This window comes from Pseudoalteromonas sp. KJ63-1 (assembly GCF_055808145.1).
On record NZ_CM147855.1, the window covers coordinates 1,707,667 to 1,723,871 of the forward strand.

Here is a 16,205-nt window from a genome sequence, read left to right on the forward strand (position 1 = left end):
ATGGCCAAGTCAGAAACAGATAGAACAACGCTTGATTTATTTGAATACGAGAAACGTCCAGGTAGACCAAAAACCAATCCCCTTCCTCGGGATATGCAGTTAAAGGTCAATAAACGTAATCAAATAAAAAGAGATAAAGCACGTGGCTTAAAGCGTGTTGAATTTAAAGTTTCGTCACAGCTGTATCAGGCTTTGAGTGATATGGCAGATGCACAAAATATTAGCCGTAGTGCGTTGATCGAAACAATTTTACAAGAAAGATTGGCTATTGATAGATAAAAGGTTTAAATCCATGGCAAGTGTAGGCATTTTTTTCGGAAGTGACACAGGTAACACAGAACACGTAGCAAAAATGATCCAAAAAGAATTGGGTAAAAAGCTCGTTGCTGTGCATGACATTGCAAAAAGCTCTAAAGAAGAGATTGCCGAATTTGATCTGATCTTATTCGGTATTCCAACTTGGTATTATGGCGAAGCGCAGTGTGATTGGGATGACTTTTTTCCTGAGCTTGAAGAAGTAAGCTTTGAAGGTAAGCTAGTAGCTATTTTTGGCTGTGGCGACCAAGAAGACTATGCAGAATACTTCTTAGATGCAATGGGCATGATCAACGATATCGTAACAGAACGTGGCGCTATTGTTGTTGGACATTGGCCAACAGACAGCTATGATTTTGAAGCATCAAAAGGCATGGCGGATGACAAACATTTTGTAGGCTTAGGTATTGATGAAGACCGTCAGCCGGAACTAACAGAGCAACGCGTTAAACAATGGTGTGCTCAAGTATATGATGAAATGTGCTTAAGTGAGTTAGCAGATTAATCTCCCTTTTTATGCTAACTGTTTAAAATATTATCAAACAGTTAGCATTTTCCGCGTTAATATTGATATAGATCAATTGTTCTTTGCACTTCCTGCTAAGGCACGTTATCCTAACTGTTATTGTGACGAGTACATCTTGCAAGATGTCTAGTATAACTAAATAAAATTGAGACAGATTTAATGACTGATCATAACTTGGAACTTAAAAAAGCCGGGCTAAAGGTAACTTTACCGCGTATTAAAATTTTAGAGATTCTTCAATCTCCAGATAACCAACACATAAGCGCTGAAGATGTTTACAAGGTTTTATTAGATCTAGGCGAAGAAATTGGTCTTGCGACTGTTTACCGTGTTTTAAATCAATTTGATGATGCGGGTATTGTTAGCCGTCATCATTTTGAAGGCGGCAAGTCTGTATTTGAACTTTCTGGCAGTACTCACCATGACCACTTAGTGTGTTTAAAATGTGGCAAGGTTGTTGAGTTTGAGGATGACTTAATTGAACGTCGTCAACTCGAGATTGCTGAAGAAAACGGTATTAAGCTAACTAACCACTCTCTTTACCTATACGGTGAGTGTGAAGATAAAGACGCATGTAAGGCGTTTGCACAAAACAACAGTTAATTTTTATTAATTGCATAAAAAAACCTGCTAAAAGCAGGTTTTTTTGTGTCTAAAATAGAACAGAATTACTTCTGATCTATTTTAGCCCATGAGTCGCGCAGACCCACAGTTTGGTTAAATACCACATTCTCAGATTTACTATCACGAGAGAAGTAACCAGTACGCTCAAACTGGAAACCTTGCGCAGGCTGTGAATTTGCCAGTGAAGGTTCTAGTTTTGCATTAGTAATAACAACTAACGACTCTGGGTTTAATGTGCTTTCAAAATCTTCTGCTGCTGCAGGATTGGGAACACTGAATAAACGGTCATATAAACGTACTTCCGCCGTCACTGACTCAGGTGCTGACACCCAATGAATCACCCCTTTTACCTTACGCCCATCGCTTGGGTTTTTACCCAATGTTTCGGGATCGTAAGTACAGTAAATAGTGGTAATTTCACCGTTATCATCTTTTTCAACACGATCTGCTTTAATTACATAAGCGCCACGTAAGCGTACTTCTTTATCAAGTACTAAACGTTTAAATTTATTGTTTGCTTCTTCGCGGAAATCTTCACGTTCAATAAAAATTTCACGGGTAAAAGGCACATCACGGCGACCCATTTCTTCTTTATTTGGGTGATTAGCAACAGACAATGTTTCAACGGTGTCGGCTTGATAATTCTCAATCACGATTTTAACCGGATCAAGTACAGCCATCGCACGCGGTGCATTTTCGTTTAAGTCATCACGGATACACGCTTCAAGCATACCCATTTCAACCATATTTTCTTGTTTAGTAATACCAATACGTAAACAAAACTCACGAATTGAAGCCGGTGTATAACCACGACGACGAAGACCTGCAATCGTTGGCATACGTGGGTCATCCCACCCTTCTACCTTATTATTTACCACTAAGTCATTAAGCTTTCGCTTTGACATAATAGTGTATTCAAGGTTTAAGCGTGAAAACTCAATTTGCTGAGGGTGACATTCAAGGCTGATGTTATCAAGTACCCAGTCGTAGAGACGACGGTTGTCTTGGAACTCTAATGTACATAATGAATGTGTTATGCCTTCAAGGGCATCCGAAATACAATGCGTGAAGTCGTACATTGGGTAAATGCACCACTTATCCGCTGTTTGGTGGTGATGAGCAAAACGAACGCGGTAAATAATTGGATCGCGCAACACCATGAATGAGCTGGCCATATCAATTTTTGCGCGCAATACACACTCGCCTTCTTTGAATTCACCGTTGCGCATTTTTTCAAATAATGCGAGGTTTTCTTCAACCGAGGTATCGCGATAAGGACTATTTTTACCTGGCTCTTTTAATGTGCCACGGTATTCACGAGCTTGATCGGCAGTTAAAAAACACACATACGCTAAACCTTTTTCAATTAGCTCTACTGCATAGCCGTAAAGCACATCAAAATAGTTTGACGAATATTTAATCTCACCATCCCAATTAAACCCTAACCACTGTACGTCTTCTTTAATTGAATTAACGTAGTTAATATCTTCTTTTTCTGGGTTTGTATCGTCAAAACGAAGGTTACATAAACCGTTATAGTCTTTGGCGATACCAAAATTTAGGCAAATTGATTTTGCATGGCCAATATGTAAAAAGCCATTTGGTTCTGGTGGAAAACGGGTATGCGTTGTGGCATGTTTCCCACTTGCTAAATCTTCATCAATTCGGGTTCTAATAAAGTTACTTGGGCGATTCTCGATTTCCGCCATAGGAGTATAAACCTCTGTATATTGCGTGATAACAAAACTAATGCATTATTACAAAAACCAAGCGTAACATACAGTAATAGATACGGGTTTATGCTGGTAATTAACAAAGTTTGTTTAATAAGGGATAGTTTATGAACAAAATTTGTTTTAGCGCAATATTTAAGTCATCAAAGCATTCTATAGTATAAAAATAAACCCAACTTACAGGAACGAAAGATGGCTTCATTAAATCAACACCGTGTTTATATCCCAAGCAATGCTAGAGCAAACCATTATTTATTAGCTGAAATCACGCCAAACGATGAGTTTTATAAGAGCTTTAGTAATATAAATTCGTGTTATCAGCGTATTGCTCGCCAACTATTTGCCGCTTGTGATGAATATGAACTTCACAATGTGCATTTACTCGCCAATGATAAACTGCCGGTCGTGCGATTTCATGATGAGTCTTATCAACTTGAAACCGATAAGCAAATGTTGTTTTTCTATAACCCTCGTTACCATGAAGCACATAAACTTCATTACACCGAAGATCAGCAAAGCAAAAAGATTCGCTTACTGTTTTTAGCCACTGGGGATGATATTCGCGCTCACTCTGCACAATTTCATAATAATGTACAAAAAGTATTGGATCTTTTACAACAGCAATTATTTGTAGACCAACCAAGCTTTAAATTGCGTGATCATCAGCATTTAACCTATGACTTATTCGCTAAAGAAAAAGGTAATAAAGAAAGTTACGGTTATAAATTAAGAAGTTTATATCCTCGTTATCAATCAAGACAATGCGAGATACCAAGCACACACGCAGAGATGACCTATGTCACTTTTTCGGTACCGGTAACACGTAATATTAAAACGCAGTTTCAGAGCGAGGTTAACAGCCAAACTTATCAACCGTTCTACTCACACTTTTCAAAACTATTTACCCAATTATGTGAAGACAATAAACTCACCCATGCTGCAATGGTTGCCAATGGCGCAATGCCAATAATTCGCAACAGCCAAGTTGATAGAAATGAAGGAAATGAAGAGCTACAAAAAATTAGTTTTGATATAGAAGATTCAGCACCACAAATAAAAGTATTTTTTGAAGCCGATAAATTAGTCGAAACACTGCATTTTGTCATTGTGGCAGCTGAGCATAATAAACATGAAATTGGCTATGGTCGCTTTATGAACCAAGTAGAAAAAACGATTCATGGATTATGCGATGAGTTAGCAATTAATAAGCAACGCCAAGACTTATCAGTACGCTTTTTTCAGCATATAAGTTACCCATATTAATTAAGCTGAACTGTTGTTAATTAGTTACCTGAACTCTAGATAACAAAAAGGCTCGCAATTGCGAGCCTTTTTAAAGAATAAACGCTAATTACCAGCCTGTTTTTTCTTTAAGTGCTTTACCGATTTCAGCAAGTGAACGTACAGTTTTTACGCCCGCAGCTTCTAATGCAGCAAATTTCTCATCAGCAGTACCTTTACCACCAGCGATGATTGCGCCAGCGTGACCCATACGCTTACCTTCTGGTGCAGTAACACCAGCAATGTAAGAAACAACAGGTTTAGTAACGTTAGCTTTGATGTACTCTGCAGCTTCTTCTTCTGCAGTACCACCAATTTCACCAATCATTACGATTGCTTCAGTTTGTGGATCTTTTTCGAACAATTCTAGAACGTCGATAAAGTTAGTACCTGGAATTGGATCACCACCAATACCAACACAAGAAGACTGACCAAAACCAGCATCTGTAGTTTGCTTAACTGCTTCGTACGTTAACGTACCAGAGCGAGAAACAATACCTACTTTACCAGGCTTGTGGATGTGACCAGGCATGATACCAATCTTAGTCTCACCAGGAGTGATAACACCTGGACAGTTTGGACCAATCATACGAGTACCTGTTTGATCTAGTTTAACTTTAACGTCAACCATATCAAGTGTAGGAATACCTTCAGTGATACAAACAATCAGCTCGATACCTGCATCGATAGCTTCTAAGATTGCATCTTTACAGAAAGGTGCTGGTACGTAAATCACAGATGCAGTTGCACCTGTTGCTTCTACTGCGTCACGTACTGTGTTAAATACTGGAAGACCAAGGTGCGTTTGACCGCCTTTACCTGGGCTTACACCACCAACCATTTGTGTACCGTACTCAAGCGCTTGCTCTGAGTGGAAAGTACCTTGACCACCAGTGAAACCTTGACAGATAACTTTTGTATCTTTATTGATTAATACAGACATTATTTGCCCTCCGCAGCAGCAACAACTTTTTCAGCCGCGTCTGTTAATGATTCAGCAGCGATGATGTTAAGATCAGACTTAGCAAGTACTTCACGGCCTAATTCAGCATTAGTACCTTCTAAACGTACAACTACTGGAACTGTTACACCTACTTCTTTAACTGCGCCAATGATGCCTTCAGCAATCATGTCACAACGAACGATTCCGCCGAAGATGTTAACTAAAACAGCTTTAACGTTGTCATCTGAAAGGATGATTTTGAATGCTTCAGAAACACGTTCTTTAGTCGCGCCGCCACCAACATCTAGGAAGTTAGCTGGCTTGCCACCGTGTAGGTTTACGATGTCCATAGTACCCATTGCTAGGCCTGCACCGTTAACCATACAACCTACGTTACCATCTAGGGCTACGTAGTTAAGCTCGAAGCTTGCTGCGTGAGCTTCACGTGCATCTTCTTGAGATGGATCGTGCATTTCACGGATTTTAGGTTGACGGTAAAGTGCATTACCATCGATACCAATTTTACCATCTAGACAGTGAAGGTTACCTTCATCTGTGATTACTAGTGGGTTGATTTCAAGTAATGCGAAATCGAAATCGTTAAACATGTTGCCAAGACCCATAAAGATCTTAACGAACTGTTTCATTTGTGTTGGGTTAAGACCCAATTTAAAACCAAGCTCACGAGCTTGGTAAGCTTGAGGACCTACTAAAGGATCAATCTCAGCTTTGTGGATAAGTTCTGGTGTTTCTTCAGCAACAGTTTCAATTTCAACGCCGCCTTCAGTAGACGCCATGAACACAACTTTACGAGAAGCACGGTCAACAACAGCACCTAGGTACAGTTCGTTTGCGATATCTGTACAGCTTTCTACTAAAATTTTAGCAACTGGCTGGCCTTTCTCGTCTGTTTGGTAAGTAACTAGGTTTTTACCTAACCAGTTAGCTGCAAACGCTTTAACTTCGTCGATAGTTTTAACTAGCTTTACACCGCCAGCTTTACCACGTCCACCTGCGTGAACCTGAGTTTTAACAACCCACATATCGCCGCCAATTTTTTCAGCAGCTGCTGCAGCTTCTTCAGGTGTATCGCAAGCGAAACCTTGAGAAACTGGTAAACCATATTCGGCAAAAAGTTGTTTTGCCTGATACTCATGCAAATTCATGATGCTTTATCCAATTTTTTATATTAAAAGAGCTGAATATTTATGCAAATAAACAACTATCCCAAATTGCGTGCCTAGTATAGATCTCATGGCGCTACATGAAAACCCCAGTATGACCTTAGGCGCAAAAAAAAGCTGTGATTTTAACTCACAGCTTATATTTCATACTACTTAATTAAACATCTAGCAGTAAACGTGTTGGATCTTCAAGTAACTCTTTAATTGTTACTAAGAAACCAACTGATTCTTTACCATCGATTTGGCGATGATCGTAAGATAACGCTAAATACATCATAGGTAAGATTTCAACTTTACCATTAACAGCCATTGGACGATCTTGGATTTTGTGCATACCTAAGATTGAAGACTGCGGTAAGTTAATGATTGGTGTTGATAGTAATGAGCCGAATACACCACCGTTAGTAATAGTGAAATTACCGCCAGTCATATCGTCAAGTGTTAGCTTGCCATCACGACCTTTAAGAGCTAGCTCACGAATACCTTTTTCGATTTCTGCAACTGATAATTTGTCACAATCTTTAAGTACTGGCGTTACCAAGCCACGTGGCGTAGAAACAGCAATACTGATGTCGAAATAGTTGTGATAAACAATATCATCGCCATCAATTGATGCGTTTACATCTGGGAAACGCTTTAACGCTTCAGTTACCGCTTTCACATAGAAAGACATGAAACCTAAACGAATACCGTGACGCTTTTCAAATACTTCTTGGTACTGCTTACGAAGATCCATTATTGGCTTCATATTAACTTCGTTAAACGTGGTTAACATTGCAGTTGAGTTTTTCGCTTCAAGAAGGCGATTAGCAATCGTTTTACGTAAACGTGTCATAGGCACACGTTTTTGAGTACGGTCACCCATTGGTGCTGCTGGTGCAGCTTCTGGTTTTGCTTTTGCTGATGGAGCAGGTGCTTTCAAGAATTGGTCAACATCTTCTTTGGTCACACGGCCATTTTTACCTGAACCTTTGATTTTTGATGCATCAAGGCCTTTTTCAGCAATTAAACGACGAACTGACGGCGTTAACACATCAGAACTATCACTTGAGCTTTCTTCTTTGGCTGCTGGTGCATCCGCTTTAGCATCAGATTTAGCTGGTGCAGCACCTGCTTTTACCTTACCAATTACTTGCTCACCAAGAACAGTATCGCCTTCGTCATGGATTATTTCGCCCATAACGCCGTCTTCTTGGGCAACAACTTCAAGTACAACTTTATCTGTTTCGATATCTACCAAGTTTTGGTCGCGTGTTACCGCGTCACCTGGTTGAACATGCCAAGTAGCAATTGTTGCATCTGCAACTGATTCTGGAAGTACAGGTACTTTAATATCCACTTCTTTACCTTCTGATGCTGGTGCTGATTGCGCCGCAGGCGCGTCTTCTGATTTATCTGATGCTGAGTCATCTTCTTTTGACTCTTTAGTTGCCGGTGCTTCATCTGCATCGCCAATTAAACCGATCACTTGGTCGCCAAGTACCGTAGCACCCTCTTCTTGTGAAATTTCAGTGATTACACCATCGTTTTGTGCAACCACTTCTAAAACCACTTTGTCTGTTTCAATATCTACTAAGTTTTGGTCACGGCTTACTTTGTCGCCAACACTTACATGCCATGTAGCAACGGAAGCATCTGCAACCGACTCAGGAAGAACAGGAACTTTAATTTCTGTGCTCATTGCTTATCCTTTCTTTTCTATAGTAAGCGCGTCGGCAACGAGCGCTTGTTGTTCTTTAGTATGTACTGACATATAACCACATGCAGGTGATGCTGAAGCTTTACGACCAGCATATTTTAATTTTGCATCTTGTGGAATTGCATCAATAAAGTGATGTTGAGAACAATACCAAGCGCCTTGGTTTTGTGGCTCTTCCTGACACCATACAAAATCTTTAACATGCTGATAACGTTCAATAATCGTCTTCATTTCGTCATGTGGGAACGGGTATAGCTGTTCAACACGAACAATAGCAATGTTGTCTTGCTCAAGTTTACGACGTTCTTGCAATAATTCGTAGTAAACTTTACCGCTACAAAATACAACACGTTCTACTTTCTTCGCATCAATATCATCAATTTCATCGATCATATTGTGGAATACACCCTCAGAAAGCTCTTCAAGTGATGATGTAGCTAATGGGTGACGTAGCAATGATTTTGGTGTCATAACAATCAGTGGGCGACGAAGAGGTCTTACCGATTGACGACGAAGCATTGCATAAACTTGTGCCGGTGTTGATGGTACACACACTTGCATATTGTGATCAGCACACAGCTGTAAAAAGCGCTCAAGACGTGCAGAGCTATGCTCAGGACCTTGGCCTTCATAACCATGTGGTAGCAAACATGTCAGGCCACATAAACGACCCCACTTTTGCTCACCTGAACTTAAGAATTGGTCAAAAACAACTTGTGCACCATTGGCGAAATCACCAAATTGCGCTTCCCATAAAACAAGTGAAGTCGGCTCTGCTGTTGCATATCCATATTCAAACGCTAATACCGCTTCTTCAGATAGCACCGAATCAAATACTTCAAACGTACCTTGTTCTTCACTAATGTTTTGCAGTGGTAAGTATGTTGCACCGTCTTGTTGACCGTGAACAACGGCATGGCGATGGAAGAAGGTACCACGACCAGAGTCTTGACCTGTTAGGCGAATATCAGTGCCTTCAGCTGCAATAGTTGCATACGCTAAAGTCTCTGCCATACCCCAATCAAGTGCTTTTTCACCGGCTGCCATAGCTTTACGATCATCGTATATTTTCTTAACACGAGATTGCGCTTTGTGATCTTCAGGGTAGCTTGCGACAATGTTACCAAGCTCTTTAAGTTTCTCTACAGAAACGCTCGCGTCGTAGTCAACATTCCAATCATGACCTACATATTTAGCCCAATCAGAAGAGTGTGATGTTTCTGGTTGAATTTCTTCAACTACACAGTTGCCATCATCTAAGCCATTACGATAATCATCAGCAAGTGCTTTCACTTCGTTTTCTGTGAAAGAACCTTCTGAGATTAATTGATCTGCATAAATTAAGCGCGGAACTGGGTGTTTTTTAATTTTTTGATACATAACAGGCTGCGTAGCATTTGGCTCATCAGCTTCGTTATGACCATGGCGACGATAACAAACGAGGTCAATCACAACGTCACGCTTAAACTGGTTTCTGAAATCAAGCGCTAATTGCGTAACAAACGCAACCGCTTCAGGATCATCAGAGTTTACGTGGAAGATTGGTGATTGAACCATTTTTGCAATATCAGTACAGTAATCAGTAGAGCGTACATCGTCTTGCTTGCTTGTTGTAAAACCAACTTGGTTATTAACAACAATACGAATGCTACCACCACAACTAAACGCATTAGTTTGTGATAAGTTAAACGTTTCTTGTACAACACCCTGACCTGCGATTGCAGAGTCGCCGTGAATAGTAATAGGAAGTGCTTTGCTGCCCGTTTTGTCGTTTAGACGATCAAGACGTGCGCGCACAGACCCCATAACCACAGGATTTACGATTTCTAAGTGCGATGGGTTAAACGCAAGTGCCATATGCACATTACCACCTTTGGTCGCGAAATCTGAAGAGTAACCCATATGGTATTTAACATCACCTGAGCTTAAAGTATCTTTGTGTTTACCAGCAAATTCATCAAATAATTCTGATGGATTTTTACCAAGCACATTCACAAGTACGTTCAAGCGTCCGCGGTGAGCCATGCCGATTACGGCTTCTTTTTGGCCACTTTCACCCGCGCGGTGTATAAGCTCTTTAAGCATAGGCACTAACGCATCGCCACCTTCTAGTGAGAAACGCTTAGCACCCGGGAACTTAGCCCCTAAATATTTTTCAAGACCATCAGCCGCTGTCAATCCTTTAAGGATACGAAGCTTTTCATTTTTATCGAATTTTGGCCTAGACTGAACAGACTCTAAACGCTGTTGTAACCAACGTTTTTCTTCTGTTGATGTGATGTGCATATACTCTGCGCCAATAGAACCACAATATGTAGTTTTTAGTGCTTGGTATAACTCACCTAAAGGCATAGTATCGCGGCCTACGGCAAACGATCCTACGTTAAATTCGCGGTCAAAGTCAGCATTTGATAAGTCGTGGTACTCTAGCTCTAAATCTCGTACACGTTCGCGTTGCCAAATACCTAGTGGATCTAGGTTTGCATTTTGGTGTCCACGAAAACGGAAAGCATTAATAAGTTGCAGAACTTTAACCTGTTTAAGGTCGCCGCCACTGCCCTCTGCTACCACTACTTCTCTATGCTTGTTTTTAGCAAGCGCCGCAAATTGTGAACGAACTTCTGAATGTTTTATTTCAACATCCACACCATCTACTTTTGGTAATTGTTCGAACACTTCTCGCCATTCTTCTGGCACCGAAGTCGCATCGTCTAAATACGCTTCATAAAGCTCTTCAACATAAGCAACGTTACCGCCGTTTAAATGTGAAGATTCTAGCCATGCCTTCATCACACCTTCGTGCATTTATAAGCCCTTTTTTTAGCGCAGAAATTAATAGTTATATAACAAGATGGCTAATAAAATATTAGCCATCTTTCGTCTACTTGAAATTAAACCGAGCGGTTTAATAACATAGATTTTATTTGCCCAATTGCTTTAGTCGGGTTTAAACCCTTAGGACAAACGCTAACACAGTTCATGATACTGTGGCAACGGAACACACTGAATGCATCGTCTAAGTCAGCTAAACGCTCTTCTGTTGCAGTGTCTCGGCTATCAGCTAAGAAACGGTAAGCATGAAGAAGGCCTGCTGGACCTATAAACTTATCTGGATTCCACCAGAAAGAAGGACACGATGTAGAACAACATGCACATAAAATACACTCATAAAGCCCATCTAATTTATCACGTTCTTCGATAGATTGAAGGCGTTCGCCTGCAGCAGGCTCGTCATTTATTAGATACGGTTTTACTTTTTCGTATTGAGTGTAGAACTGACTCATGTCAATAACAAGGTCACGAACAACAGGAAGTCCCGGTAATGGACGTACTACGATTTTACCTTTGCCATTTTTTTGTAGCGTAGATAAAGGAGTAATACATGCTAAGCCGTTCTTACCATTCATGTTTACACCGTCTGAACCACACACGCCTTCACGGCATGAACGACGGAATGATAATGTAGGATCTTGCTCTTTTAATAATAAAAGTGCATCCAATACCATCATGTCTTGGCCTTCCTCAGTTTGCAAAGTGTATTCTTGCATACGAGGTGCGTTGTCAACATCCGGATTGTAACGATAAACTGAAAATTGTACTTGTGCCATCGTCTCGCTCCTAGTAGGTACGTGCTTTAGGTGGGAATGCTTCACGTAGCTTAGGCTCGTAGTTTACTTTACGCTTGCTCATTTCATCCGTTACCGGATTAAATACTGAGTGACATAACCAGTTTTCGTCATCACGATCTGGGAAGTCAAAGCGAGAGTGTGCTCCACGGCTTTCAGTACGGAAGTTTGCAGCTACTGCAGTTGAGTAAGCTGTTTCCATTAAGTTGTCTAATTCTAAACATTCAATACGCATGGTGTTGAAGTCTGATGATTTATCATCAAGACGTGCATGCTGTAAGCGTTCACGAATTTCTTTGAGCTCAGTAAGACCAGTTGCCATTGAGTCACCTTCACGGAATACCGAGAAGTTAAGCTGCATACACTGTTGTAGGTCTTTCTTGATTTGTACTGGGTCTTCGCCTTGACCAACTGTTGAGCTTTCCCAACGGTTAAAGCGAGCTAATGACGTTTCTAAATCAGACTCAGAGGCCGCTTTAGAAATTTCAACGTCATTTAGGTATTTACCTAAGAAATTACCAGCAGCACGGCCAAATACAACTAAATCAAGTAATGAGTTACCACCTAAGCGGTTAGCACCGTGAACAGATACACATGCAATCTCACCAACAGCAAATAAACCCTGTACTACTTTTTCGTTACCAGCGGCATCGATATTAAGTACTTGACCATTTACGTTAGTTGGCACACCACCCATCATGTAGTGACATGTTGGGATAACTGGAATTGGCTCTTTTGCAGGATCAACGTGAGCAAATGTTTTAGCAAGGTCGCATACACCTGGAAGACGTAAGTTAAGCGTTTCTTCGCCTAAGTGATCAAGTTTCAACTTAAGGTGAGGACCCCAAGGACCATCACAACCACGACCTTCACGAATCTCTGTCATCATTGAACGAGCAACAACGTCACGAGATGCTAAATCTTTAGCATTTGGTGCATAGCGCTCCATGAAGCGTTCGCCATCTTTATTTAAAAGATAACCACCTTCACCACGACAACCTTCAGTTACTAGCGTACCAGCACCTGCAATACCTGTCGGGTGGAATTGCCACATTTCCATGTCTTGCATAGAAATACCAGCACGAGTCGCCATACCAACACCGTCACCAGTGTTAATGTGAGCATTAGTTGTTGATGCAAAAATACGACCTGCACCACCAGTAGCTAACACAACTGCTTTTGATTTGAAGAAAGTGATTTCACCTGTTTCAATTTCAATCGCTGTACAACCTACTACATCGCCATTATCGTTTTTAACTAAATCAAGTGCATACCATTCAGAAAATACATTTGTTTTGTTTTTAACGTTTTGTTGATATAGAAGATGTAATAATGCGTGACCAGTACGGTCAGCAGCTGCTGCGGTACGTGCAGCTTGTTCACCACCAAAGTTTTTCGATTGACCACCGAAAGGACGTTGGTAAACACGGCCATTTTCAAAACGAGAAAATGGTAGACCCATATTTTCTAGTTCAGTAATAGCTTCTGGGCCTGTATTACACATGTATTCGATAGCGTCTTGGTCACCGATAAAATCGGAGCCTTTGACAGTATCATACATATGCCATTCCCAGTTATCTTCATGCGAATTACCTAGCGCTACTGTAATACCACCTTGGGCAGATACAGTGTGTGAGCGTGTCGGAAAAACTTTAGAGATTAATGCACATGTTTTGCCAGATTCAGTAATAGCAAGAGCAGCGCGCATACCTGCACCACCGGCACCAATTACTACGGCGTCAAATTCACGAACAGAATATTTCACTTAAACACCCCATAAAACGATTAAACCTACAGCTACGTAAGCGACAGCCATTAGGTTTAGTACAAAGCCTAAGAAAGCACGCAATTTAGCGTCCTTTACATAGTCGGTTAGAACCTGCCAAAGGCCGATACGGGTATGAACCATAATGCAAACTAGGGTGATTAATGTCGCCCCTTTCATTGCTAGGTTTGAGAATAGGCCTGTCCAGGCGTCATATGTGACTTCTGGCATAGCTAGAAAGTAGCCAATAATAAAAATTGCATATGCACTGATTATTAATGCCGTTGTGCGTAGAGATACATAATCTTGTACGCCATCACGTTTAAGAGTTGCTTGATTTAAGACCATATCCACACCCCTGCCAATACAGCAAACACAACGCCAAGTGCCATAGCAATTTTAGCGCTAGTGTTGCCTGATTCAAGTTCTTCCCAATGCCCCATGTCCATAATAATATGACGGATACCACCAATAAGGTGATAACCTAGAACAGAAAGGGTGCCCCAAGCTATAAATTTGGCAATGAATCCGTTAAACAGACCCTTGACGAATTCAAAACCTTCAGCTGAAGAAAGAGACTCTGACCAAGCCCAAATGACAAACGTTAAAGCAAAAAATAATGCAACACCGGTGACGCGGTGAAAAATTGAAGCTTTAGCCGTTGCCGGCATAGATATAGTTGTTAGATCTAGATTTACAGGTCTTTGCTTTTTCACAGTTACTTGCCCATCTTGCCCGCAGTGGGGCTCATCTACTTGTTTTTCTAAAACCCACCAAATGTTTCTGGTGGAACTATCAAAATAAACGTATTAATACTAATAAAGTTCACTTTTTATGAAAAATATTATGTAAAAAAAGTTTACCCAAATACAAATCGGTTAAAAACCTCCGATAGTATATATAGCCAGAGGCTCTTTTACAATTCTTGTTTACTTTGAGACGTTTGCGAATTAGCCAATGGTATAATATTCAATCTATACCGAATATTTATTATACATATATGCATAATACTTATAAAAATTGACTTTAACCCCCTCTTTCACGTTAAAATGTAAAGATGTGCTTAGAATAGATTTTAGAATATAAAAATCAGAATAGTTATCTTAATAGGAGATACATAGATGGCAGATAAGAAAGCCACAGTCCATATTGATGGGCTAGATCCAATCGAACTTCCAATTTATCAAGGTACTGCTGGCCAAGATGTAATTGATGTACGTACACTCGGCTCACATGGTCACTTTACTTATGATCCAGGTTTCATGTCGACTGGTTCTTGTGAATCTACCATCACTTACATCGATGGTGGTAAAGGTGTTTTACTACACCGTGGTTACCCAATCGAGCAGTTAGCAGAAAGCTCTAACTACATTGAGTTATGTTACTTACTATTAAATGGTGAGTTACCAACTAAAGAGCAGTACGATGATTTTGCTACAAAAATCACTCGTAGCACCATGCTAGATGAGAAAATAGCAAACTTCTTCCAAGGTTTCCGCTTTGATGCTCACCCAATGGCAATGCTTTGTGGTGTGGTTGGTGCTTTATCTTCTTTTTACCATGAAGATCTTGATATCACAGACGCAGTTCAACGTAAAACAAGCGCTATTAAATTAGTTGCTAAGTTACCAACAATTGCAGCAATGGCATACAAAACAAACATCGGTCAACCGTTTGTATACCCACGCAATGATTTAAGCTATGCAGAAAACTTCTTACACATGATGTTCTCTGTGCCTGCTGAAGAATACAAAGTAAACCCAGTAACAGCTAAAGCAATGGATAAAATCTTCATGCTTCATGCTGACCACGAACAAAATGCTTCAACGTCAACAGTACGTTTAGCAGGTTCTTCTGGTGCTAACCCTTATGCATGTATTGCTGCGGGTATTGCATCACTTTGGGGCCCTGCTCACGGCGGTGCTAACGAAGCATGTTTAAACATGTTAGAAGAAATTGGCTCAGTTGATCGCATTGACGAATACGTAGCAAAAGCAAAAGATAAAGCGGACCCGTTCCGTCTTATGGGCTTTGGACACCGTGTTTACAAAAACTTCGATCCACGTGCAACAGTAATGCGTCAAACGTGTCATGAAGTGTTAGAAGAGCTAAACATTCAAGATCCATTGCTTGATATCGCAATGAAGCTTGAGCAAATTGCACTTGAAGACCCGTACTTTGTTGAGAAGAAACTTTACCCTAACGTAGATTTTTACTCAGGTATTATCTTAAAAGCGATTGGTATTCCTACAAGTATGTTCACTGTAATTTTTGCAATGGCACGTACTGTAGGTTGGATCTCACACTGGGATGAGATGCTTTCTCAACCTGGCCACAAGATCAGCCGCCCACGTCAGCTTTACACAGGTGAAACAGCCCGTGATTACAAAGCAACTGACAAGCGCTAAGCTGTAAAGTTAGTTTTAAAAGGCCGCTTTTGCGGCCTTTTTTATTACATGTTACTTGAGAATTATCTTAAACCGATTACAATTCTTGCCCGAATTAATTA

The 16,205-nt window shown here is 40.5% G+C and carries 14 protein-coding genes; 5 read left to right on the forward strand and 9 right to left on the reverse strand.

The features are described from left to right. The 3 genes from ybfE (at position 1) to fur (ending at position 1,444) form a co-directional block, all read left to right on the forward strand. Entirely contained in the window at positions 1-279 is a 279-nt protein-coding gene (gene ybfE, locus AC0L7Q_RS08040; RefSeq protein WP_008113775.1) for a LexA regulated protein, read from the forward strand. 13 nt (positions 280-292) lie between these two features. Then, on the forward strand, positions 293-820 hold the full coding sequence (fldA, locus tag AC0L7Q_RS08045; RefSeq protein WP_008113772.1) for a flavodoxin FldA: 528 nt from the start codon (positions 293-295) through the stop codon (positions 818-820). Between the two features lie 180 nt (positions 821-1,000). Further along, complete coding sequence (fur, locus tag AC0L7Q_RS08050) at positions 1,001-1,444, forward strand: ferric iron uptake transcriptional regulator (protein WP_010390113.1); 444 nt, start codon at positions 1,001-1,003, stop codon at positions 1,442-1,444. Between the two features lie 65 nt (positions 1,445-1,509). Here the strand turns inward: fur and glnS are convergent, their stop codons facing one another. Next, positions 1,510-3,174 carry a glutamine--tRNA ligase gene (gene glnS / locus AC0L7Q_RS08055; protein WP_413402133.1) on the reverse strand — a complete coding sequence of 555 codons (1,665 nt, stop codon included), beginning with the start codon at positions 3,172-3,174 and terminating at the stop codon, positions 1,510-1,512. Positions 3,175-3,390: 216 nt separating this feature from the next. Here glnS and AC0L7Q_RS08060 point away from each other — a divergent pair, with 216 nt between their 5' ends. After that, entirely contained in the window at positions 3,391-4,461 is a 1,071-nt protein-coding gene (locus AC0L7Q_RS08060) for a DUF3083 family protein (protein WP_413402135.1), read from the forward strand. Positions 4,462-4,549: 88 nt separating this feature from the next. Here the strand turns inward: AC0L7Q_RS08060 and sucD are convergent, their stop codons facing one another. From sucD to sdhC, 8 genes are all read right to left on the reverse strand, one after another. Then, a complete protein-coding gene (gene sucD / locus AC0L7Q_RS08065; RefSeq protein WP_008464054.1) occupies positions 4,550-5,422 on the reverse strand; it encodes a succinate--CoA ligase subunit alpha in 873 nt (290 codons plus the stop codon). Continuing rightward, the gene (gene sucC / locus AC0L7Q_RS08070) at positions 5,422-6,588 is read right to left on the reverse strand and encodes an ADP-forming succinate--CoA ligase subunit beta (RefSeq protein ID WP_008464053.1); all 1,167 of its coding nucleotides are present in this window, start codon (positions 6,586-6,588) and stop codon (positions 5,422-5,424) included. Before sucC ends, sucD begins: the two co-directional genes overlap by 1 nt. Before the next feature lie 175 nt (positions 6,589-6,763). Next, a complete protein-coding gene (odhB, locus tag AC0L7Q_RS08075) occupies positions 6,764-8,287 on the reverse strand; it encodes a 2-oxoglutarate dehydrogenase complex dihydrolipoyllysine-residue succinyltransferase (RefSeq protein WP_413402139.1) in 1,524 nt (507 codons plus the stop codon). A gap of 3 nt (positions 8,288-8,290) precedes the next feature. Then, a complete protein-coding gene (sucA, locus tag AC0L7Q_RS08080; RefSeq protein ID WP_413402141.1) occupies positions 8,291-11,110 on the reverse strand; it encodes a 2-oxoglutarate dehydrogenase E1 component in 2,820 nt (939 codons plus the stop codon). Positions 11,111-11,196: 86 nt separating this feature from the next. After that, positions 11,197-11,913, reverse strand: coding sequence for a succinate dehydrogenase iron-sulfur subunit (locus AC0L7Q_RS08085; protein ID WP_010390121.1), 717 nt, complete (start codon positions 11,911-11,913; stop codon positions 11,197-11,199). Between the two features lie 10 nt (positions 11,914-11,923). Then, positions 11,924-13,696: a succinate dehydrogenase flavoprotein subunit gene (gene sdhA / locus AC0L7Q_RS08090; RefSeq protein WP_413402143.1), complete on the reverse strand. Its 1,773-nt coding sequence runs from the start codon at positions 13,694-13,696 to the stop codon at positions 11,924-11,926. Then, on the reverse strand, positions 13,697-14,044 hold the full coding sequence (gene sdhD, locus AC0L7Q_RS08095; protein WP_413402145.1) for a succinate dehydrogenase, hydrophobic membrane anchor protein: 348 nt from the start codon (positions 14,042-14,044) through the stop codon (positions 13,697-13,699). Next, a complete protein-coding gene (sdhC, locus tag AC0L7Q_RS08100; protein ID WP_010390126.1) occupies positions 14,035-14,412 on the reverse strand; it encodes a succinate dehydrogenase, cytochrome b556 subunit in 378 nt (125 codons plus the stop codon). Before sdhC ends, sdhD begins: the two co-directional genes overlap by 10 nt. Before the next feature lie 405 nt (positions 14,413-14,817). Here sdhC and AC0L7Q_RS08105 point away from each other — a divergent pair, with 405 nt between their 5' ends. Beyond that, entirely contained in the window at positions 14,818-16,104 is a 1,287-nt protein-coding gene (locus AC0L7Q_RS08105; protein WP_138606097.1) for a citrate synthase, read from the forward strand. The last annotated feature ends 101 nt before the right edge of the window (positions 16,105-16,205 follow it).